The sequence below is a fragment of the Aquirufa esocilacus genome (assembly GCF_042715595.1).
GTDB lineage: Bacteria > Bacteroidota > Bacteroidia > Cytophagales > Spirosomataceae > Aquirufa > Aquirufa esocilacus.
This window is the reverse complement of record NZ_JBBKXX010000001.1, coordinates 1,043,113-1,065,592: the sequence shown is the minus strand read 5'-3', so window position 1 is coordinate 1,065,592 and position 22,480 is coordinate 1,043,113. Positions and strand designations below refer to the sequence as shown.

The window sequence follows — 22,480 nt, the reverse complement described above, 5'->3', positions numbered from 1 at the left end:
TAGCGATGAATATATTGAATAACGCAGAAAAACGTACGTATGGCGCGATTGTAATCGGGTCTGGTATGGCGGGCGGCTGGGCTGCTAAAGAATTTTGTGATAAGGGAATTAAGACTTTAGTGCTGGAAAGAGGGCGTAAAGTGGCACATAATGAAGATTATCCTACTACGCTAATGAATCCTTGGGAATTTGAACACCGGGGACAATTGACTAAACAAGAGATAGAGGAGAATCCGGTCATTTCAAAATGTTATGCGTTTAGAGAAGATGCAAAGCACTTCTTTGTGAAAGATAAAGAGCATCCTTATATTCAAGATAAGCCATTCGATTGGATTAGAGGATACCAAACTGGCGGCAAATCGCTTTTATGGGCTCGTCAAACGCAACGCTGGTCCCAGCTAGATTTTGATGGTCCAGCACGTGATGGATTTGCGGTGCCTTGGCCTATTACTTACAAGGAAATTGACCCTTGGTATTCCTACGTAGAGCATTTTGCCGGAATCTCAGGTAATAAAGATGGTTTAGATGCTTTGCCAGATGGTGATTTTTTACCACCGATGGAATTGACTTGTGTTGAAAAGCATTTCCAAAAAGAGATGAAGCGATTGTATGCAGATCGCCATGTGATTATAGGCCGTTGTGCCCATTTAACAGAGCCTCGAGAGATTCATTTTAAGCAAGGCCGCGGAACCTGTTTAGGTCGTAATTTATGCCAAAGAGGTTGTCCTTACGGCGGTTATTTTAGTGCGAACTCGTCTACTTTGCCTTGGGCTGCGAAGACGGGAAATATGACATTAAGGACAGACTCTGTGGTTCATTCGATCATTTATGATGAAAAGAAACAGAAAGCAGTCGGTGTAAGGGTCGTAGACGCGCACACAAAAGAAATGGTGGAATACTATGCTAAAGTCATTTTTGTGACGGCTGCTGCACTGAATACGAACTTGATTTTATTGAATTCGAAGTCATCTCGTTTCCCGAATGGATTAGGAAATGACAGTGGCTTATTAGGCACGCACGTTGCTTTCCATAATTACCGTGCGTCCTTATCTGCGGAATATGAGGGATATCTTGATTATAAAACGGCGGGTGGGCGACCTAATTCAGGCTATATTCCTCGTTTTAGAAATCTTTATAAACAAGAAACCAACTTCTTGCGCGGTTATGCGGCAGGTATGAGCGGAGGACGTGGAACGCATGCAGACCAAAGTGCTGTAGGGGAAAGTTTAAAGAACTCTTTATTAAACCCGAAATGGTCGAATTGGTATGCTGGTTCGCACATGATGGGAGAAACGATCCCTAAGGAGAGTAATAAAGTGACTTTGGACGCAACAAAAAAGGATGATTGGGGAATGCCTTTATTACACATGGATGTGAGTTATGATAATAACGATGATTTGATGGTAAAAGATTTCATCGATCAATTCACTGAAATGTATGAAAAGGCAGGCTTTAAGAACATTAAGACACGCGATTCACATGCTCCAGCTGGATTAGATATCCATGAAATGGGAGGGGTGCGTATGGGTTCAGATCCGAAGACCTCTTTGTTAAATAAGTGGAATCAGTTACACCATGTAAAGAACGTTTTTGTGACGGACGGAGCTTGTATGACTTCGACTTCTACTCAAAATCCATCATTAACTTATATGGCTTTTACCGCTCGGGCAGTTGATTTTGCTGTGAAAGAAATGAGAAAAGGTAATCTATAATGCAGACATTTTTAGGTAAGACGGCAGATCACCTCTTTCAGGCCCACGGTATGGAGGGCTTGAAAGAGATTGCTGTAGTCATGCCCTCTCAACGGGGTAATCTTTACCTAAAAAGAGAATTAGCCATTCGCGGAGATAGGCCCTTTTTATCTCCATCCTTTTTTACCATTGAAGAATTTGCGCTGCAAATGACGGATTCGGTGTTAGAGGATCCGATTGATTTGTTGTTTGAGGCCTATGCCTGCTTTCAGGAAGTAGATTCAAATGTGGACTTTGATCGTTTTGTAACTTGGGGCCAAATGATGTTAAAAGATTTCGATACGCTCGATCTCTATTTAGTTGATCCATCGGCCTTATTTACCTTTCTTTCAGAAGCCAAATCGATCGAACGCTGGGGAAAGGAATATGGAGAAGAGCAGGCTGATACGTGGATTACACCGAATACCCAGGCCTATTTTAAGTTATATGACTCGCTTTTAGAGGTTTATATTCGGTTGAAAAGTAGGCTAGAAGTAAAGGGGACTACCTACCGAGGTTTAGCCTATCGAAAATTGGTAGAATTGTTAGAGGCCGGAAAATTTCTTGGCTTTAAGCAGATTTATTTTGTAGGATTTAATGCCCTGTCCAAGTCAGAGGAAACCATCATTCGCCTGTTGTTACGGGAGAATGTGGCACAGACACTTTGGGATGTAGATGAATACTATATAAAAAATAAATACCACCGGGCGGGTAATTGGTTAAGAGATTATTCCAATCCGGCGAATCCTGCTTATTTGTCCCGTGGTGCCTTTCACTGGATGGAACGTGATTTATTGGATACGCCCAAACAGGTAGAAATTATCGGTTTAGCGAATCCATCCGCCCAAATATTTGTGGCCCTAGAACAAATAAGAGCTTGGCAGGCTGAGCATGGAGATTTAGAGCAGGTAGCCTTGGTATTAGGGGATGAGAGTCTCTTGGACTCCTTAATGCCTTATTTAGGGGAATTTAAAGATCGTTTGAATGTTACCATGGGGTATTCATTGAAGAAGTCCCAGGTGTTTTCTTTGATTGAACTTTGGTGGTCATTCGTTCCCTTAGAAAAATACCCCATTTCTTTAGTTAAATCCTTGAAAGAACATCCTTTAATGAGTTCGATCAAGGTGCCTACCTGGAAAGATTCCGATTTATATCTATCTCAAGTTCCTAATGGAGGAAATATCTTTATATCGGCTCAGTCTAGCTTTCAAGAATGTCTACAAGCGCTCATACGTTTACTGACGGATATAGTGTACAAAACGGATAAAGAGGAATGGAATGCGGAATCGCAGGCTATTTTACAGGCTTTGACCGTCTTAGATAAATTAGAGGAATTAGCGAGTTCGCATCCGTTTATATCCATAAAAAGCGGTCAGGCACTTTGTAAACAATTGTTGCAGCTACAGAAGATGACCTTTGAGGGAGCTGAACATCGTTCCCTGCACGTGATGGGATTGTTGGAAACCCGTACGTTGGATTTTGATCGGGTTATTGTTTTATCATTGAATGAGGGAAGTTTGCCTGGTACGCGCAAACGAGAAAGCTTAATTCCAGTGGACATTGCGAATATGTCTGCCTTTTCATTACCTACGTTTACACAGGCAGATGCGGTAACGAGTTATCACTTTTATCGATTGCTTCAACGACCTAAGGAGGTTGTGCTCGTGTATGTGCAAAATGAATCGTCTTCAGCTGAAGTAAGTCGTTTTATTCGCCAAATCCGTTTCGATTGGGCCAAAACTAATCCTCATTTAATAATAAATGAGCCTACGATCCAATTTAGTGCGGATCACCAAGTAGAGGATGAAATGGAGTTGCGCATTGAGAAAACGCCAGAATTAATTGCCCAGATCAAAAGTGTTTTAGAAAATCGAGGTTTTTCACCCTCGTCAGTGGCCACGTTTGCCAGCTGTTCTTTAAAATATTATTTCTCTCAACTAGTGAATCTCCGACAAGAGAAACAACGGGATGATGAGATAGGGTCTGATGTTTTTGGTACATGGCTTCACAAAGTGTTAGAGTTATTGGATACCATGTTAATCGAAGCAGGAGGCTGGGAGGATCATTTATCGGTATTAGAAAAGAAAGCCTTGATTGAGCCATTATTAGCGAAAGCCATGGCAGAAATACGGGATAAAGAGGGGAATTTTGAAGTGGAGAAAGGGTTTAATTACGTGTTGCAAGAAGTAGCCAAAACACTATTAGGAACCTATTTTGATGAATCAGCCTCTTGGAATGATGAGCTAATTAAATTACTGGCGGTCGAACAAAAAATAGCCACGACGGTGATGATTCCCGTAGGATCTGAAATGTGGCCAGTTATGTTAAAGGGTCAAATAGATCGAATCGATTTGCAGGGCGGATCTGTGCTTCGCATTGTTGATTATAAAACAGGAAAAGTAGAGAAAAAAGATGTTAAAGCGGGAGAGAGTTTGACTGACACACTTCAAGATGCTGATTTGAAAGGCAAGCTTTTTCAGTTATGGATGTATAAGTATTTAGTGACAAAGGAGTTGCAAAAATCACCTGAGGAACGAATAGAACCTTTGCAAGGTTTGGAATTAAATAGGGTAACCATACAGCCAGGAATCATTTCATTCAGAAATTTCAAGGATCAATTAATTAGCTCCCCTTTGACGTTCTCCGAAGAAGAATCGGAGATTGATTTTATTAGAGAATCAGAATCTGTCATAAAACATTGGGTACATCAATTGGTATCCCCAGAATCAACTTTTGAGAAAACAGTGAACTTGGATCAATGCAGCTTGTGTGATTTTACCTCAATTTGCCATCGAAACGTGTAGTTTACTGAAAATGACGTAATTTTGTCCATTAAATTTATAGCACATGACATTTCAAGAAATCAACGAACGTATTATTGCTTTAGCTGCCCAAAAAGGGGGACAGGGCGTATCCTTTAAATTTGCATTCCCTGGAGGAATCATCGTCGTAGGCGCAGACGGATCTGTATCCAATGAAAATTTGGATTCAGATTGTACCATCTCTACGACAGAGGAAACATTCACTTCGATCTTAAACGGTGAATTAAATTCCATGATGGCTGTGATGACGGGTAAAGTGAAAATCTCTGGTGACATGTCTGTTGCGATGAAGTTGACGAATTTATTGTAATCGATGGATTTTAAGGATACCATAGTTGCCTTAGCGACGCCTGCAGGGGTAGGAGCGATCGGGGTGATACGTCTTTCGGGAGATCGAGCAATCGAGATCGTGAATGCCGTTTTCAAGCCCAAAGATCTTTCCACCCAAGCATCTCATACGATTCATTACGGTCGTATTGAGTCTGCTGGGCGTGTCTATGACGAGGTGGTAGCCAGTTTATACATTGCCCCCAAATCCTACACAAAGGAAAATGTGGTCGAAATATCGTGCCATGGTTCTCCATTCATCCAAGAGAGTATCTTGCAATTGTTTGTAGAACACGGGGCTCGCTTCGCTCGCCCCGGCGAATTTACCCAGCGTGCTTTCCTAAACGGTGCTTTCGACTTAGCCCAAGCAGAAGCCGTAGCTGACGTCATCGCTGCTGATTCTGCCGCTGCCCAAAATGCAGCTTTGCATCAATTACGCGGTGGTTTTTCAAAAGAATTAGCTGCCTTACGGGAGGAATTAATTCATTTTGCCTCTTTAATCGAGCTAGAATTAGACTTCGGTGAAGAAGATGTGGAATTCGCAGATCGCAAAGATTTAGAAGCTTTAGTCAATCAATTATTAACGAATATTCGTCCATTGGTTTCTAGCTTTAGAGCCGGGAATGCAGTGAAAAACGGAGTTGCCACGGTGATTGTGGGGAAACCCAATGCAGGCAAATCGACCTTATTGAACGCTTTATTAAACGAAGATCGCGCCATTGTCTCAGACATCGCCGGAACAACTCGCGATTCCCTTGAGGACGAATGGACATTAGGAGGAATCAAATTTCGCTTAGTGGATACAGCTGGTCTTCGCGAAACGTCAGACGTTATAGAAGCGCTAGGAGTGGAGCGAACGCAAGCTTGGGTAAAGAAAGCGCAAGTGGTCATTTATATGGCTGATGCTACGTCTGAAACGCCTGATGGACTAGCTAAGGGTGTGAAAGCTTTAGGCGCGCTTGATATCCCGGTGATAAAGTTGTTGAACAAAGTAGATCAAATCTCCGATTTCTCTGCTTTTCAAACAGTCATCCCAGATTTGATCCCTATCTCTGCTAAAAACCGCAATGGACTGAACGACCTCGAAACCGCCTTGTTAAACGTAGTCGGTTTAGATCAAGTGAGCACGAATGGAACTTTAGTGACGAATCTTCGTCATTACCAGCAGCTATTGCAGACGCAAGAAACGCTCGAATCCGTTTTGAACGCGTTACAAACAGGGTTAACAGGCGATCTCATCGCACAAGACCTTCGTTATGCCCTTCATTACTTAGGTGAGATTACGGGGCAGATTTCGAATGACGATTTGCTGAAGAATATCTTTGGGAAGTTCTGTATAGGTAAATAATTTCTGCTCCGCAGAAATTATTTACTAAAGTATAGAGCACAAAGCATAAAGAATAAAGATCAAATTTGGTATCGCCATCGTCGATGTCTATTTAGTGTAGAAAGAGGAGAGTATAGATTTAGGTTCATGACTTGTTTTAGATTTGAAATAATCCGATGTCCCATTTAGTAAAATATGGCGTAGACCATTTTAAAATGGGACATCGGATTATTTTAAATATCTCTAAAACAAATCTCGAAACTGAAACCCGTCAGTTAGTCTCTCCTTACCCAACTTCTGATACTCCGCCAGCGCCCAAAGCACAAATTCCTTCAAGAACAACCTATCCGCTGCCTCAACATCCGGTTGATAACGAGCGATCAATTCCTCTAAAGGCTTAATCTCATTCAAAGTCGAAGCATAATCCGCCGCGTTACATTCATCATACAATACAACGCCACCCTCGGCATAAACAGCTTCCATTAACGTAGCATATGGACTCTCTTCAATTTTCTTAGAAAGCTTTTCGATCTTAGGGAATAAACCAGGGAAGAACGATTTGATGGCTGAACCGATCAATTGTTCGGCCACAAAAGCTGCGCCTTCTTGTTCTCCTTCATAGACTAATTCTACTTTTCCTGTGATGGCTGGAATGATTCCCATGAAGTCTGCCAAACGCACGGTCGTTGATTTCTCGCGATTAAGTAGGGTACGTCTTTCCGCCGTACTCACTAAACTCTCGAGCATGGAGATACTCATACGCGCGCTGACACCACTTTTGGAATCAATATATTCGCTCTCTCTTGCCTCAAAAATGATTTGTTCTAATAAATCATAGGCTAAATTCGGTACATAAACTCGATCCGATTGAGCTGCGTTAATGCGTGCTTCTTGAGAAGATATCTTACGCGCAATCGCAATCGTTTCTGGATAATGGGTCAAAATTTGAGAACCAATTCGGTCTTTCAAAGGCGTTACAATACTTCCTCTGTTCGTATAATCTTCTGGATTTGCAGTGAAGATGAATTGAAGATCAAGAGGTAAACGTAATTTAAAACCACGGATTTGGATATCTCCTTCTTGTAAAATGTTGAATAAGGCCACCTGAATACGCGCTTGTAAATCAGGAATCTCGTTAATGACAAAGATGCAGCGATTAGCTCTCGGAATCATCCCAAAGTGAATCACGCGGTCATCCGCATACGATAATTTCAAATTCGCCGCCTTGATCGGATCCACATCCCCGATTAAATCGGCCACCGTCACATCTGGAGTAGCTAATTTCTCAGCAAATCTGTCCGAACGGTGTAACCAGGCAATCGGCGTTGCATCTCCTTGAGAAGCAATTAAATCAATCGCGAATCTGGAAATAGGCGCTAACGGATCATCGTTAATCTCCGAACCAGCCACGTAGGGGATGTATTCGTCTAACAGATTGATCATTAAACGAGCCAAACGTGTTTTTGCCTGACCGCGTAAACCCAATAAATTGATATTATGGCGAGACAAAATCGCGCGTTCTAATTCTGGAATAACGGAGTTTTCAAAACCGTGAACACCCTCGAAAACGGTCGTTCCGGCCTCCATGTGTTTAATCAAGTTGTCTCTTAATTCGTCTTTAATCGATTTACTGATATAGCCTGAGGCCTTTAATTCGCCTAAATTGTTGATCATCTTATTTGAGTCTTTTCTTTCTATTCGTTTCGTAATCTTGGAAAATCATTTCCCCTAATCCCTTCAAGCCCGTATAAAAGGCCTTTCCCTGGTTTGCTTCGGTAAATTTGTCCACAAATTGCTGCAGGTAAGAATCCCTAGCAATCATAAAGGTGGTTATGGGAATATGTAATTTACGTGCCTGAGCCGCCTGTGTATAACATTTCTCTGTCACATAAGGGTCAAGTCCATTGCTATTCATATAATAAGTACCGTCTTTTTCCCGAACACAGCTCGGCTTTCCGTCGGTAATCATAAAGATCTGTTTGTTGGTATTTCTTTTTCGGCGCAGAATATCCATCGCTAATTGCAGTCCAGCCACTGTATTCGTGTGATAGGGTCCCACTTTTAAATAGGGAATATCCTTGATGGAAATGCTCCAGGCATCGTTTCCGAAGACGAGAATATCAATGGTGTCTTTGGGGTAACGGGTTGTAATTAGTTCTGCCAAAGCCATTGCCACCTTCTTTGCCGGTGTAATCCGATCCTCGCCATACAAAATCATCGAGTGGCTGATGTCAATCATCAACACGGTACTCATCTGAGATTTGTATTGCGTGTCTTCCACGACTAAATCCTCCTCCGTTAATTCGAATTCGCCTATACCATGATTGATTTGGGCATTTTTTAGACTCTCCGTGAGGGAGATTTTCTCTAAACTATCGCCAAAATGATAGGATCTAAATTCCCCTGTCATTTCATCTCCCTGGCCTGATGCCTTGGTCTTGTGATTCCCAGCGCCGCTTTTATTCAAGTTGCCAAAGATGTTCTCTAGCGCTGTCTGACGAATGGCCCGCTCTGTTTTGGCCGTAATCCCCATCCCAGAACCGCCATTCTCATCGATTTCCTCCCTGATATACCCTTTGGCCTTTAAATCCTCAATGAAATCTTCAATCGTGTAAGTCTCATCCGTCAGCTCGTATTCCTTGTCTAATTCGCGCAACCACTCGATTGCCTCATCAAAATCCCCCGACGTATGTGTGATTAATTCCTTGAAAATCCCGAAAAGCTTATCAAAAGGGGAGATGCTCTTCTCCTCGAATTCCTTAAAATAAAATCCTTTTTTATTCATGTCTTTTAAACCCTAATAGCGCTTTAATTGTTCAAATAAACAGCTAAATTTGATAAAATGAGTGACCAAATAATTTCTTTTCGATTTTTATCTTTCCAAGGCTTCGCAAACAAGCGCTTTGCCTTTGCTGAAATGGGTCGCTCATTCGTCCAAAAATGGGAATCAAACGGCCTATCTTTTGCAAAACATTTAGGAGTAGGCGCGAGCAACGGCTTCTCTATTTGGCCTGATTTTTCTTCCTATGCTTTCCTAGGTGTGTTTGATAATCAAGCAGCATCAGATCATTTTTTCAAAACTAATACACGTTGGTTAACATTGTCGTCGCATTCTTCAGAAACGAAAGGTTGGGACGCCGTTGCTATAAAGGGCCACGGAACTTGGAATGGATCGAATCCCTTTTCCATTGTAGAGGATCCTGGAAATGGTCCCCTTTTAGTGATGACGCGCGCCAGTATTGTGTGGTATAAATCTCCTATTTTCTGGTTCTACGTCTCTCACGCGAGTAAATACCTAGAAAATAGAGCTGGTTTGTTGTTTGCCAAAGGCGTAGGCGAATTCCCCCTCATCGAACAAGCGACTTTGAGTCTTTGGGACTCTTCGGAAAGTCTAGATTCCTTTGCCTATAAAAGTAAGGAACACGCCCCTATGATTAAGAAGACGAGGAAGATTGGGTGGTATTCGGAGGAGATGTTTACACGCTTTAGGGTTATTTTAGTCTTGTGATGCTAAAATGGCCTGCGTCATATTTTGTGCATCACAAGACTAAAATAATCCTAAACTCGAGATCACTCTCTCTCTTTCCTCCGGACTCATTTCCTCCGGACTAGTTACTAGCGACTAGTGACTAACGAATAGCCTCAATCCCCCTCGTCCTCGTCCGGATCCTGATCGCATCTTGAACATCATAAACGAAGATTTTGCCATCGCCCACATTGCCTTCTGAGGCGTTGTCTAGGATGACATCTAAGCATTTTTCGAGGTTCTCGTCGCTAACGACACAGATGATCATGACCTTTGGCAATAAGATCATCGACTTTTCTGTACCGCGGTATATTTCTGAATAACCTTGTTGTAAACCAGCTCCACGAACGGGAACTACGGTCATACACGGGATATCGGCATCGATCAAGCCTTTTTGAATAGCTTTTAATTTCGATGGTTTTACAATGGCTTCTACCTTTTTCATATCGTATTTATTTAGCTATTATTCAAAAGTTGTGTATGCTTCTACCCCAAATTCAACGGCATCAATACCCGCAGATTCTGCTTTGTGACTTAAGCGAATACCCATCGTCTTCTTCAAAGCCATGAAGACAGCATATGTTGTTGCAAAGGAGAATACGCTGATGACGGAAACTCCGATTAATTGGGTGATGAATTGAGCGCTTTCGCCGGTGATGAATAAGCCATTCTTTTGGGAGAATAAACCTACTGCAATCGTGCCAAAGAATCCGTTCACACCATGTACCGCAACCGCACCCACGGGATCATCCACTCTCATTTTGTCCACCACCACTACTGCGATATCTACGATGGTACCTGCGATGAAACCAATAATTAAGGCAGAATCTGCAGAAACCACATTGCAACCTGCTGTGATGGCCACTAAACCCGCCAAAACACCATTGATTACCATCGTAATATCCACTTTTCTATAGCGAATAAACGTGTATAACATCGTGGCGATACCACCCGCAGCAGAGGCAAGGAATGTGTTAGTCGCTACAGAACCGATTAAATCCCATTTGCCCACGGCTCCTAAAGTAGAACCAGGGTTGAATCCAAACCAACCGAACCAAAGGATAAAGGCGCCTACCGCTGATAAAGTCAAATTATGTCCTGGAATCGCATTCGCTGTTCCGTCTTCGTTGTATTTTCCTAGACGTGGTCCTAAAACGATCGCGCCTGCAAGTGCTGCAAATCCACCCATGGCGTGAATCGCTGCGGATCCAGCGAAGTCGTTAAATCCACGTAAGGCTAACCAGCCGTTTGGATTCCAAACCCAGTTTGCGGCTAATGGATATAAGACCGCACTGAAAATAGCTACATAAATAGCATATGACCACATCTTCATCCGTTCTGCTACACCACCTGAAACAATGGAGATGGCAGCCACGGCAAAGCCCATTTGGATGAACCAGAAAAGGGAATTAGAAATGGTTAAACCTAAACCTAGGTCTCCTTCCATAATTCCGGTGTCGAAAGCCCAATAGCCATTCGATTTGCCATAGGCAATTCCGAATCCGACTAAATAAAAGGCTACACCACCGAACATAATGTCGATCATTACTTTGGCAATAATACTGATGGCATTTTTAGAACGGACGAATCCAGCTTCTAAAAGGGCAAAGCCTCCTTCCATTTGGAAAATAAGAGCGGCACATAGGGCCACCCAAACCGTGTCAATAGCGTGTGTGAGTTCCACTTGCTGAGCAGCAAGTGTGGTAGTTTCATTCATGGTTTTGTGTTTTGTATATAATGCTTCGCTTGCAAAAATAGAAAACGATTTGGAATATTCTGCATTTTGATGGAACTTTAACACGATACAAAAACCTATATTATGAAGAGAATCATTGCACTCGTTTGCTTAGGCCTAAGCTTCGTTTCATCCGCACAAACACCATCGATTATCCCCATTCCGTCTCAAGCGGTTTATCCAGCTGGGAGATTCAGTTTACCTACTTCCATTTCTATTTCAGGACCCTCTGATGCCCAACTGAAAGTGGGATATGCGACTTTAGTTGGTAAGTTGAAAAGCGCCACAGGGCGTTCAGTTACGCTAAAATCCTCAGGTACAGCTGCTATCCAACTGCAACTTGTGAACAACACACAATTAGGTGCAGAGGGATATGAATTGCAGGTAAATGCAAAAGGAGTGGCGATAAAGGCGAATAAATCCGCGGGTTTATTCTATGGAATTCAAACGCTATTACAATTGATGCCTAAGGAAATTGAATCTAAAACGGTAGCCAAAGGTGTTAATTGGACTATTCCATACGCGCAAATTACAGACACCCCTCGCTTTGCATGGCGTGGCCAAATGTTTGATGTAGCTCGTCACTTCTTCACAAAGGAAGAGGTAAAGCAGTTTATCGATGAGATGGTGGAATACAAGTACAATATTTTACACTTTCACTTAACAGATGATGAGGGTTGGAGAATAGAGATTAAATCGTATCCAAATTTGACCAAAAAAGGAGCGTTTAATGTCAAGAAAGAAGGTCGTTTCACCACTTTCTCTAAGCCTGAACCAAATGAACCGCGTACTTATGGTGGTTTCTATACACAAGAAGATATCAAGGAATTGGTAAAATATGGACAAGAGCGATTTGTCAATATTGTACCAGAAATAGATGTTCCTGGTCACTCGATGGCTGCTGTAGCCTCTTATCCAGAGCTTTCTTGTACGCCCGGTGCTGATAAATACGAGGTAATTTCAGGCGAGCCTTTTATCGATTGGTCGCATGGACACCCAGAGGCTTTGCAGGATAACACGCTTTGTCCGGCAAATGAAAAAGTCTATACGTTTTTAGATAAAGTGATGGGCGAGGTAGCTAGCTTATTTCCTTACGAATACATCCACATGGGTGGTGACGAGTGCCCTAAGAACTATTGGGACAATAATCCGGAGATTTTAGCTTTGAGAGCACGTGAGGGATTAAAGAATTCACAAGAAGTTCAGGCTTATTTTGTACGACGTTTAGAGAAGATAATTACGTCCAAAGGTAAGCGGATGTTAGGCTGGGATGAGATTTTAGAGGGCGGTGGATTACCCAAGGGAACGGCAGTGATGTCTTGGCGTGGTATTGCCGGTGGAGTAGAAGCGGCTAAATTAGGTCACGAAGTGGTGATGACACCTAATAACAATGTATATGTGGATTTAATGCAAGGAGATAGAGCCATCGAGCCACCAGTATACAAAACCGTTAGATTGGCTGATTCCTATGCTTTTAATCCAGTACCGATGGGAGTGGATGCAAAATTAGTCAAAGGTGGTCAAGCGAATATGTGGTCAGAGCAATTGTTCAATTACCGCCATTTGCAGTACATGATGTATCCTAGAGCTTTGGCCATTTCTGAGTCTTTGTGGTCGCCTAATGAGAACAAGAACTGGGATAACTTTATCGCTCGTTTGGAAGATCATATGGCACGTTTTGACGTAGCAGATAAGAAATATGCTCCATCGATGTATGAGGCAATTGTGAATGTAACAAAGAATGCAAAAGGAGAATTATTCGTGGAATTGAAAAATGAAATATCGGGATTAAAGATTCACTACAGCTTTGATAACTCGTATCCAGATCACCATTATCCTACAGCCACTGGTTTAGTAGCTGTTCCTAAGGATGCTGAACTGATGCGCATTGTATCTTACCGTGGAAATGAAATGAAGGGTCGTACGATGAATATTTCACGTGTGGAATTAGAAAAAAGAGCTAAATAATGATTTTAAACTTCATTTTTAGCGTATTATTATCAGTAGGGGTGCCCAATATTTCGGGCGCCTCTTCTGCTTCTACGACTAACTATCTTTCGGTTAAGAAAGGTTATGTGATGTCCTATAATGGGGTAGAGGGTAGAGCAAATTGGGTGGGTTGGACTTTGACAGCCAGTGATGTAGGCGCTGTAGATAGAACCGATCGATTTGTTCAGGATGAATCTTTTCCGCGTGGTTTTAAAATTGTTGATGAGAAGGATTACGCTCATTCAGGCTATGATCGAGGGCATCTATGTAATTCAGAGGATCGTACCTCTTCCTACTTTTTAAACGAAGAAACTTTCCTAATGTCGAATATGATTCCGCAGACTCGAGAGTTGAATCGGGGGCCTTTCAAAATGTTAGAATCCTATTGCCGTAAGCTTGCGATTAAAAAAGGACAGCATCTATTAATTTATTCCGGTGGAATTGGGGCAAGGGATCGATTAGCCTCCGGTGTTATCGTTCCAGCCTATTGCTGGAAAGTCGTGTATACACCAGATAAAATCTGGTGTATACTTTTTCCGAATGAACGAGTTTTGAACAAAAACTGGCAGACCTATGCGGTGCCTTTGGAAACCCTTGAGAAAATGACGGGCTTTCGTTTTCCGCGGAAACTATCTTAACATGTACAAAGCCAGTTTCTTCGCAGCTAAGAAATTCTCGTATTCTAGAGGGGTTCTACGGTTGTTTGTATACTCGGTATACAACCAAGGATCACCCAGCGCAAATACTTTTCCATTACCTACTTTTGCCGTAGCCATCACGACGTGGCCTAGGTGATTCACTAAAGGCTTCGCATTTCCGCTCAGTTTTAGAGTTGTTATTTCTTTGATATAGACCTTTTTAATGGGGTCAAAAACTTCATTGCCTGCCGGTATCATTACAGCACCTTGTTCCCAGTTGCGTCCTTGAACGAAATTTAAGTTTGGAGCGACAAATTCGATGCCGAAACGTTTGGCCAAGATATTAAACTGTGGAATCTCGCAGTTTGTCGTGTCGTTCGCTAACAAGATCAAATTCCCACCAGCCTTTACCCAAGCCTCGATTTCGTCCGCAGCCTTAGCCGTCATGAAATTAGGCTTCGCTGTTTCCTTGTAGCTATCTGGATCCACAATGATGTAAACAGAAGCGCCTTTCAAGTTCTCGCGCGTAGGAGAGGCTCCCAAGGTATCTAACGAAGCGCCCAATTGCTCGAATTGAATGCCCCATTGATTAAAACCAGAGTCCTTGCGATCTTCCCAAGTATAGTGGAAGCGATTACCATTTTTAGTCTCGTGGTTAAAGAAATAGTCTAATACTACTTTTTTGCCGGCACCAATGGGTAATTCTTTGGCAATCTCCATCTCTAAAGACGCCAAAATAAATGGACCTACTCCTTTCAAATCATCTTTGCGCAAGGGTTCGCTCAAATAATAGTCGTACGATCCATCCCGGTAAGGAATGCCACCTAATCCACCTACACTCACCGTTTTCTCTAAATGGATGTAACCCTCCGCGTCCTTGGTGATGAATTCTTTCAAGATTCCTTTGTATCCTTTTTCTGCTCGCAGGCGGAATTCAGCAGGTAAATAGCCTTTTCTAACTCCCTTAGCGAATGCATAAACGAACATGTTCGAACAAGAGGCCTCGAAATAGTTGCCTTTGTTGCCTGGATAACCCGGTAATTGATACCAAACACCTGAAGTAGGGTCTTGGATCTTCGCGATCGCAGCTGATAATTGATTTAATTGTTGGATTAAGATTCCCCTAGATGGGTGATTCTTAGGCATATAATCCAAGACATCAACTAAGGCCATTACATACCATCCCATCGAACGACCCCAAAAATTAGGCGAATGTCCGTTCGATTTGTCCGCCCAAGGCTGTGCTTTAGCTTGATCGTAGGCGTGGAATAAAAGCCCCGTTTTAGGATCAATCGCGCCTTTGTACATTAACTGGAACTGTTTGACGATGTCTGCCCAATTGTCTTGTTGTGTGATTTGACCGTATTCTGCATAGAATGGCTCTAGCATATAGAGTCCGTCTAACCACATCTGGTTCGGGTATCTTTTCTTATGCCAAAATCCACCATCCGCATCTCTTGGTTGCGCCGAAATCTGCTTTCTTAACAGGTCAGCAGCCTTTTTATAGCGCTCTTCGCCTAATTCTTGGTACAGATACAGGAGCATACGTCCCGTAGTGATATTATCAGAATTGAATTCATCAAAATGGTAGGTGCGAATGTTACCATTGGCATCTACGAAACTGTCGATGTTCTTTTTAATGTAGTTGAAGTAGGTGGCATCACCCGTTCTTTGGTATAATTGCTCTAAAGCTTTCAATACCAAACCTTGCTCATAATCCCAGCCCGCTGGTTTTCCCACTTTCACCGTAATGGAATCGGTGTGGGTATGCATAATGGACTTAGCCATCAGCTCGGAGTAATTTTGGGCTGAAACCGCGGTGCTTAACCCTAAAAAAAGAACGATCAGTTTTTTCATGTTAACGTAATTCAGAAATTTCTGCAAAATCCATATCGGTATAATCCTTATTTTCACCCGCCATTCCCCAAATAAAGGAGTAGTTCTTTGTGCCAGATCCACTGTGAATAGACCAAGGTGGAGAAATAATGGCTTGGTGGTTATGCACCCAAATGTGCTTGGTTTCTGTCGTTTCACCCATCAAATGCAATACAGCGTGACCTGGCGTTACATCAAAGTATAAATAGGCTTCCATTCTTCTATCGTGTACGTGTGCTGGCATCGTATTCCAAACCGAACCCGGTTCTAAAATCGTCAAGCCCATCACTAATTGACAAGATTGAATCCCCTCGTTGTGAATGTATTTATAAATGGTGCGGTGATTGGATGTTTCTAAACTACCTAAAACCACAGTCGTCACCTGCTCGCGATCTAATTTTGCATTTGGGTAATTAGCGTGTGCTGGGGAAGACAATAGATAGAATTGCGCTGGATTATCTGAAGATTCCGAACTAAAGCTTACCTCTTTTACGCCACGACCCACATAAACTGCGCCTAATTTATCGATGGTAAATTGTTCTCCATTCGCAGTCACCGTTCCTTTTCCACCTACGTTGATAATCCCTAATTCACGTCTTTCAAGGAAGAAATTAGCCCGTAATTTTTCGGGATTAGGTAGGTGCAATGTGTTCGATACAGGCATGGCTCCACCGATGATCATTCGATCATAAATAGTATAGGTTAATTGTATCTGATCTGCGTGAAAGATCTTTTCAATTAAGAAATTATCTCTGATTTCTTGGTTCGTAAAGGTGGAAACCTCTTTTCGGCTCGCCTCAAATCTATAGTCCATTTTAATATGTTTTTTTGTTTTCAAAGCGCTTTTGCGCTTAATTCTACTGTATATTTACACGTTTTATGCCAAAAGAGTTCCCACATACCCTAGCTCATTTCCTCCTTTCGATCGGTTTTCAATCGATGGGTGGTGACTTATGGCAACAAGAAGAGTCAAAGGTACGCGTAAAAGTGATGCCAGGAGAAAGCCAGGAGGGTGATATTTGTATTGGAGAAGATCAATGGCTCACGCGGCGCTCCTCTATTGAAAAACATTTAATTGCTCGAGTGAAGCCTTTACGTTCCGTTTTTGCCCGCGACACCCGTATCGTTTCGATTGATGCAGAGACGGCACGGGCATTTTTAGACAAAGAACACGTCAAAGGATTTTTAAAAGGTTCTAGATATTTTGGTTGTATCGTTCCGCCTCACCGAGTTTTTCGGGGGATTGAAAGTTCCTATACTTACGAGGGTCATCCACTACTAGCGGTGGCAGTTTTTGGGAAATCATTGGTAATGAAAGAGCCAGACTTGGATGGTTGTTTGTCTGGCGAACTCACCGAAATTGCGACATTATCTAGCATTCGTCTCGTTGGAGGTTTGACGAAATTCTTACAGGCCTACAAAGATTTGCATCCGGAAATGCACAATGTGATGACTTATGTGGACAAGGAATGGAATACGGGTAAAGGTTTTTTGTCTGTAGGCTTTACCAAAATAGGAGAGACGGCCCCCATTCAGTTGGGTAACCGAATGAATAAAGGGAATTTAAAATTACGTTATGTCTACTGATCAGAAGCTTATCATTTTGTTGGGGCCTACAGCTAGCGGTAAAACGGCTTTGGCCGTAGAACTAGCGTGCGCCTTAGATGGCGAAATCATTTCAGCAGACTCTCGCCAAATCTACCGTCGCCTCGACATAGGCACCGGAAAGGACCTAAAAGAATATGGTTTTATACCTTATCATCTCATTGATAGCCACGAAATAGGGGAAGCATTCTCCGTTGCCCATTTCCAAAAGGCCGCCTTCGATGCAATTAATGACGTTTTTGCAAGAGGAAAACAACCCATCCTTTGCGGTGGAACGGGTTTGTATATAGAATCCTTATTAGCGAATTATCAATTTTCTCATGTGCCTCATTTCTTGTCTGAACCGCTGGATATTCAATTTAAGTATACTGTTTTTGGCCTAAACCCATCCACTGAAACGAGAAGAGAGAAAATAAGCACTCGTTTTCAGGCTAGACTGAAAGAGGGAATGTTAGAGGAAGTACAGCAGCTTTTATTTGATGGGGTCCATCCAGAAGAATTGCGTTGGATGGGCTTGGAATATAAATGGATGGTGAATTATGTGGAGGGAATAATGACAAAAGCAGAATTCGAAAAAGGTCTAGAAACGGCCATTCACCAGTTTGCTAAACGCCAAATGACGTATTTTAGAAAAATGGAGCGGGCCGGAATTGAAATTAATTGGATTCCGGATGCCCTTGATTTTCAGGCTAAAAGAGATTATATCTTGAATTTTATCTAAAATTTTGAAGAAGAGTATTGCAAAATCTGGAAAAACGCCTTACTTTTGCAATCTCTTAAGGAGACAGAGAGTTGGCAGAGTGGTCGATTGCGGCAGTCTTGAAAACTGTTGACTGTTACAGGTCCGGGGGTTCGAATCCCTCACTCTCTACCAGAGCGAAAAGCGAAACGAAAGTTTCGCTTTTTTTGTTTCAGGTCATTTAATTAAATTTCGGAATGAAATTATACCTCGTACCTACTCCCATTGGGAATTTAGAAGATATCACGCTACGTGCCATTCGGGTACTGGGAGAGGTAGATGGGATTTTAGCGGAGGATACGCGCAATTCAGGTCAATTACTGAAGCATCTAAATATCTCTAAACCTTTGTATTCCCACCACGCCCACAATGAACACACCGGTGTTCCAGGGGTGATCAAGATGTTAAAAGAGGGAAAATCCCTTGCCTTAATTTCTGATGCTGGCACGCCAGGTATCTCAGATCCAGGCTATTTATTAGTGAAAGCATGTGTAGATAATGGCATCGAAGTGGAATCATTACCCGGTGCAACGGCTTTTGTTCCGGCCTTAGTCAATTCCGGTTTTCCTACCGATCGCTTCGTTTATGAGGGTTTCTTGCCACATAAAAAGGGCCGCCAAACGCGTTGGAAAGCATTGGCAGAAGAAGAGCGAACAATCGTTTTGTATGAGTCTCCGCATCGCTTAGTGAAAGCCTTAGAACAAATAATCGAGTTTATTTCTGCTGATCGATTAGTGATGGTGGGTCGTGAGATAAGTAAAATGCACGAACAAATGGTGCGAGGAACGGCTACAGAAGTGTTAGCCTATTTCACGGCGCATCCGGATAAAGTACGAGGTGAAATTGTGATTGTTATTGCTGGAAAATAGATGAAAAAGATCCTTTTATTTTTGTTGATTTCTTTGGCCGTAAAGGCTCAGTTGAGTTCTAGGGCAGAAGTTGTTTTAGTAACCGTCGCACCAGGTAAGGAATTGCATTCGGCTTTTGGCCATACCATTCTATGGGTAAATGATCCGATGAATGGAATAGATCGTGCCTATAGTTACGGGACTTTCGATTTTAAAACGGAGAATTTCTATTTGAAATTCTTGATGGGGACCCTGCCGTATACCATTTCTGTTCATTCGATGCAGGATGAGTTTAATTACAACGCGCAATATGAAAAGCGTGGGATGATCGCTCAAAAATTACAACTCGATTCCCTTCAGAAAAACGCCATTTTCCAAGCCTTAGAAAAAAACCTTTTGCCTGAAAATAGGGAGTATGCCTATAAATTTTTCTATGACAATTGCTCTACGCGGATTCGCGATATGATTGAGCGTAATGCGCCCGGTAAATACACTTGGAATCAGAATCGTTCTTTAGAAGATAAATCCTACCGGGATTGGATGAATAAATATTTAACAGCTAATTCATGGGTGACTATAGGCATGAATTTAGCCTTGGGGATTCCTTCGAATGTAAAAGCAGATGCATCGCAAGCGTGTTATTTGCCAGACAATTTAGCGTCTGCTACTAATCTGGCCAAAGGACTTTCGGCTAACCCGGTGAGTTTATTTGATGCAGAAGTGTCAGAAGAAGCAGGTTTTGATTTCACAGGACCCTATGTGATTTTAAGTGTGTTCATCCTATTAGTGGGGTTAGCGACCTATAAAAAACGATTTTCATACGCTGCAGATGTGGCTTTGTTTTCTGTGATCGGAATTTTAGCTTGGTTCATCTTCTTTTTAGGAACAGCCACAAATCATGAGGTGATGGCATGGAATCCGGCATCGTTGATGTTGTTTCCATTGAATTTCCCTCTTGTGATTTGGTTTGCAAAGGATCCTTTGAAATGGAAAAAATACCTGCAAATCATTAGTATTTTGTCTTTCATCGGGCTTATTTGGTCTGGTATTCAATTCGCTCCCATGGTATTGGTCGGATTGCCTATTTTTATTCGCGTGTGCTATTTATCCTTCATCAAAAAATAAATGCGTTTTTACCTCTTACTCTTTATCTCCTTTTGTGGCTATTCCCAAGAGGTATTTAAGCCTTTAGAACAGCGGAAAGAATTTCAGCCGTTAAAGATTGAACGCGCCTTGAAAGCAGATGGACATTTAGATGAGGCTGAATGGGAGAAGGCTCCCGCAGTGAATTTGGACTTTCAGGTAGAACCTTTTCAAGGACGAAAGGCGTCTTTCAATTCGACCATTAAACTACTTTACAATCAGCAATTTCTGTATGTGGCGGCTATCATGCATGATAGCATAGGGAAGAATGCATATCGAGCTCCTAATTTGAAGCGCGATTTTGATTTTGACGAAAATGAAACATTTGGTATTACGATTGACGGATTTAATGATAAACGGAATGCCATTGTTTTGGAGACTAATTCCTATGGAGCTCAGCGTGATTTATTAGCCTTTGATGATCGTCAATATGATGTTGATTGGGATGGATTGTATCGCGTTAGAACGCATCGTTCTGATTCGTCTTGGGTGGCTGAGTTTGCGATTCCTTGGCAGACCTTGCGTTATCCTAAAACAGATGGTATAAAAGCCCAAGATTGGGGAATTAATTTCTTTCGTTTGCGACGTTCTAGCAATGAATTGTCGGTTTGGTCGCCACATCCTCGTTCGATGACTCCATTACGCATGGATTACGCAGGCAAATTAACGGGGATTATTCCCCCGCCACCCACTTCTACTAACATTCGATTTGTTCCCTACCTCTTGCAGGTTTCGAAGAATTCGGAAGGCACAGAAATAGGGAATTCCAATACCTCGGAATTAAAATTAGGTGGCGAAATTAAGTGGGCAATCAGTCCTACTTCCGTTATGGATTTTACCTTTAATACAGATTTTGCGCAAGCAGATGTGGATAGACAGGTAAATAACATCTCTCGTTTTTCGGTTTTCTTCCCAGAGCGTCGTCAATTTTTCTTAGAGAATGCCTCGCTTTTTTCAGCTGGCTTAGCCCCTGTTAGTGAAGTGGTAGGAGGTTCGATGTACATTCAGCCCTTCTTTAGTCGTACGATTGGTTTAGATCAAAATGTAAATCCCATTGCCATTACTGCAGGAACTCGGTTTGTTCATCGTTCTGAGAAAAGAAATTTTGGAGGGATTTATATGCGGCAAGGCGAGGGAGATGGTGATCCATTTACTAATTTTTTGGTGGGTCGTTATTCCGAAAATTTTGGCAAACAAAATAGGGTAGGAGCGATTGTTACGACGAAATCTTCCCCCTCAAACGTAGCTACAACTGGGGCGGTAGATGCCTTTATTCGCTTCAATGATAAATTCTCGTTTAGTGGAATGGGTACCATGACGCAGGATTCGCGGAATAGTCAACAGGGATTTGCGGAGTATGGTCAATTTCTGTACAAAGACAATTTAGTCACCTTATATTGGACTCATACTTTAGTTTCGGATGATTACAATCCTGAAATGGGATTTGTTTCCAGGAAAAATGTATTATCTAATTCTCAAGGATTCGATTTTAATGTGCGCGGGAAATGGCTGCCTAAATTTATTCGATTTTGGCAACCGGGAGTTTATACCGAAGTATACCATAGTTTGAAGACAGGAAATATCGTGGAACAAAAACTGGTATCTGGCCCATTATGGTTTAATCTGCAGAATGGGGGTATCATTGGCGCTTATATTGATGGCAGCGTTCAGAACTTGGAAGATGAATTTAACCCGGTGGGTATTCGCATTAAACAAGGTAATTACCAGTATTTTAGAAAAGGATTTTTCTTAGCGAGTGATCCAAGTGCGAAATATTCTGGTTCTACTGAATATGGCTGGGGAGGATTTTTTGATGGAACATTACAAATGATTGATTCTAAGTTTCGGATAGCTCCCATCCCGCACGTGAATTTGGGCTTATCGTGGAATTGGAGCAAATTTGAGAACGTAGGTGTCGGTCGCGAGACGAAAGAAGTCAACTTATTGATTTTGGAGACTCGAATGGCCATCAATCCGCGGTTGCAATTAATCGGCTTCTATCAGAAAAATACGACGGATAATTTGAATTCTGTGAATATGCGCCTAGCCTGGGAATACCAGCCATTATCCTATGTTTATCTGGTATTTAATACCTTGAATTACCAAGGATCTGATGGTACTCAGCAGAAGCAACAAAGTTTTTTAGCTAAATTGTCTTACTTAAAGCAGTTTTAAC

At 42.1% G+C, this 22,480-nt stretch carries 18 protein-coding genes and 1 tRNA gene; 13 read left to right on the top strand and 6 right to left on the bottom strand.

Annotation, left to right across the window (positions count from 1 at the left end; genetic code table 11):
• The first annotated feature begins 5 nt into the window (after positions 1-5).
• Genes SKC37_RS04705 through mnmE form a run of 4 tightly spaced genes read left to right on the top strand, consistent with a single transcriptional unit; the run spans position 6 to position 6,227 of the window.
• Positions 6-1,712 carry a GMC oxidoreductase gene (locus SKC37_RS04705; protein ID WP_377980344.1) on the top strand — a complete coding sequence of 569 codons (1,707 nt, stop codon included), beginning with the start codon at positions 6-8 and terminating at the stop codon, positions 1,710-1,712.
• A complete protein-coding gene (locus SKC37_RS04700) occupies positions 1,712-4,534 on the top strand; it encodes a PD-(D/E)XK nuclease family protein (RefSeq protein ID WP_377980343.1) in 2,823 nt (940 codons plus the stop codon). Before SKC37_RS04705 ends, SKC37_RS04700 begins: the two co-directional genes overlap by 1 nt.
• Before the next feature lie 43 nt (positions 4,535-4,577).
• Positions 4,578-4,862: an SCP2 sterol-binding domain-containing protein gene (locus SKC37_RS04695; RefSeq protein ID WP_377980342.1), complete on the top strand. Its 285-nt coding sequence runs from the start codon at positions 4,578-4,580 to the stop codon at positions 4,860-4,862.
• Positions 4,863-4,865: 3 nt separating this feature from the next.
• Positions 4,866-6,227 (top strand): tRNA uridine-5-carboxymethylaminomethyl(34) synthesis GTPase MnmE, encoded by a 1,362-nt coding sequence (gene mnmE, locus SKC37_RS04690; protein ID WP_377980341.1) that lies wholly within the window; start codon positions 4,866-4,868, stop codon positions 6,225-6,227.
• A 222-nt stretch (positions 6,228-6,449) separates the two neighbouring features.
• On the opposite strand, the gene SKC37_RS04685 is transcribed toward mnmE, so the two are convergent.
• Together SKC37_RS04685 and SKC37_RS04680 are read right to left on the bottom strand one after the other, a co-directional pair.
• On the bottom strand, positions 6,450-7,880 hold the full coding sequence (locus tag SKC37_RS04685; RefSeq protein ID WP_377980340.1) for an AAA family ATPase: 1,431 nt from the start codon (positions 7,878-7,880) through the stop codon (positions 6,450-6,452).
• A 1-nt stretch (position 7,881) separates the two neighbouring features.
• Positions 7,882-8,991, bottom strand: a complete 1,110-nt coding sequence (locus tag SKC37_RS04680) for a vWA domain-containing protein (protein WP_377980339.1) — start codon at positions 8,989-8,991, stop codon at positions 7,882-7,884.
• A gap of 57 nt (positions 8,992-9,048) precedes the next feature.
• Between SKC37_RS04680 and SKC37_RS04675 the strand changes: the two genes are divergently transcribed.
• Entirely contained in the window at positions 9,049-9,714 is a 666-nt protein-coding gene (locus SKC37_RS04675) for a spheroidene monooxygenase (protein ID WP_377980338.1), read from the top strand.
• A 121-nt stretch (positions 9,715-9,835) separates the two neighbouring features.
• Here the strand turns inward: SKC37_RS04675 and SKC37_RS04670 are convergent, their stop codons facing one another.
• On the bottom strand, positions 9,836-10,177 hold the full coding sequence (locus SKC37_RS04670) for a P-II family nitrogen regulator (RefSeq protein WP_130896876.1): 342 nt from the start codon (positions 10,175-10,177) through the stop codon (positions 9,836-9,838).
• Between the two features lie 18 nt (positions 10,178-10,195).
• Positions 10,196-11,449 carry an ammonium transporter gene (locus SKC37_RS04665; RefSeq protein WP_377980337.1) on the bottom strand — a complete coding sequence of 418 codons (1,254 nt, stop codon included), beginning with the start codon at positions 11,447-11,449 and terminating at the stop codon, positions 10,196-10,198.
• A 102-nt stretch (positions 11,450-11,551) separates the two neighbouring features.
• Between SKC37_RS04665 and SKC37_RS04660 the strand changes: the two genes are divergently transcribed.
• Positions 11,552-13,435 (top strand): beta-N-acetylhexosaminidase, encoded by a 1,884-nt coding sequence (locus SKC37_RS04660; RefSeq protein WP_377980336.1) that lies wholly within the window; start codon positions 11,552-11,554, stop codon positions 13,433-13,435.
• A complete protein-coding gene (locus tag SKC37_RS04655) occupies positions 13,435-14,094 on the top strand; it encodes a DNA/RNA non-specific endonuclease (RefSeq protein ID WP_377980335.1) in 660 nt (219 codons plus the stop codon). Before SKC37_RS04660 ends, SKC37_RS04655 begins: the two co-directional genes overlap by 1 nt.
• On the opposite strand, the gene SKC37_RS04650 is transcribed toward SKC37_RS04655, so the two are convergent.
• Positions 14,086-15,951: a glycoside hydrolase family 88 protein gene (locus SKC37_RS04650; RefSeq protein WP_377980334.1), complete on the bottom strand. Its 1,866-nt coding sequence runs from the start codon at positions 15,949-15,951 to the stop codon at positions 14,086-14,088. The genes SKC37_RS04655 and SKC37_RS04650 overlap by 9 nt on opposite strands.
• A 1-nt stretch (position 15,952) precedes the next feature.
• Complete coding sequence (gene kduI / locus SKC37_RS04645; RefSeq protein ID WP_377980333.1) at positions 15,953-16,783, bottom strand: 5-dehydro-4-deoxy-D-glucuronate isomerase; 831 nt, start codon at positions 16,781-16,783, stop codon at positions 15,953-15,955.
• A 65-nt stretch (positions 16,784-16,848) separates the two neighbouring features.
• Between kduI and SKC37_RS04640 the strand changes: the two genes are divergently transcribed.
• The 6 genes from SKC37_RS04640 to SKC37_RS04615 all read left to right on the top strand — a co-directional run bounded on the left by SKC37_RS04640 (position 16,849) and on the right by SKC37_RS04615 (position 22,479).
• Positions 16,849-17,556, top strand: a complete 708-nt coding sequence (locus SKC37_RS04640) for a hypothetical protein (protein ID WP_377980332.1) — start codon at positions 16,849-16,851, stop codon at positions 17,554-17,556.
• On the top strand, positions 17,546-18,295 hold the full coding sequence (locus tag SKC37_RS04635) for a tRNA (adenosine(37)-N6)-dimethylallyltransferase (protein ID WP_377980331.1): 750 nt from the start codon (positions 17,546-17,548) through the stop codon (positions 18,293-18,295). Before SKC37_RS04640 ends, SKC37_RS04635 begins: the two co-directional genes overlap by 11 nt.
• Positions 18,296-18,360: 65 nt before the next feature.
• Positions 18,361-18,448: transfer RNA gene (locus SKC37_RS04630), tRNA-Ser, on the top strand.
• 62 nt (positions 18,449-18,510) lie between these two features.
• Positions 18,511-19,182 (top strand): 16S rRNA (cytidine(1402)-2'-O)-methyltransferase, encoded by a 672-nt coding sequence (rsmI, locus tag SKC37_RS04625; RefSeq protein ID WP_130923204.1) that lies wholly within the window; start codon positions 18,511-18,513, stop codon positions 19,180-19,182.
• Positions 19,183-20,286 carry an Lnb N-terminal periplasmic domain-containing protein gene (locus SKC37_RS04620; protein ID WP_377980330.1) on the top strand — a complete coding sequence of 368 codons (1,104 nt, stop codon included), beginning with the start codon at positions 19,183-19,185 and terminating at the stop codon, positions 20,284-20,286. It abuts the gene before it with no gap.
• Positions 20,287-22,479, top strand: coding sequence for a carbohydrate binding family 9 domain-containing protein (locus SKC37_RS04615; protein ID WP_377980329.1), 2,193 nt, complete (start codon positions 20,287-20,289; stop codon positions 22,477-22,479).
• Position 22,480 lies beyond the last annotated feature (1 nt).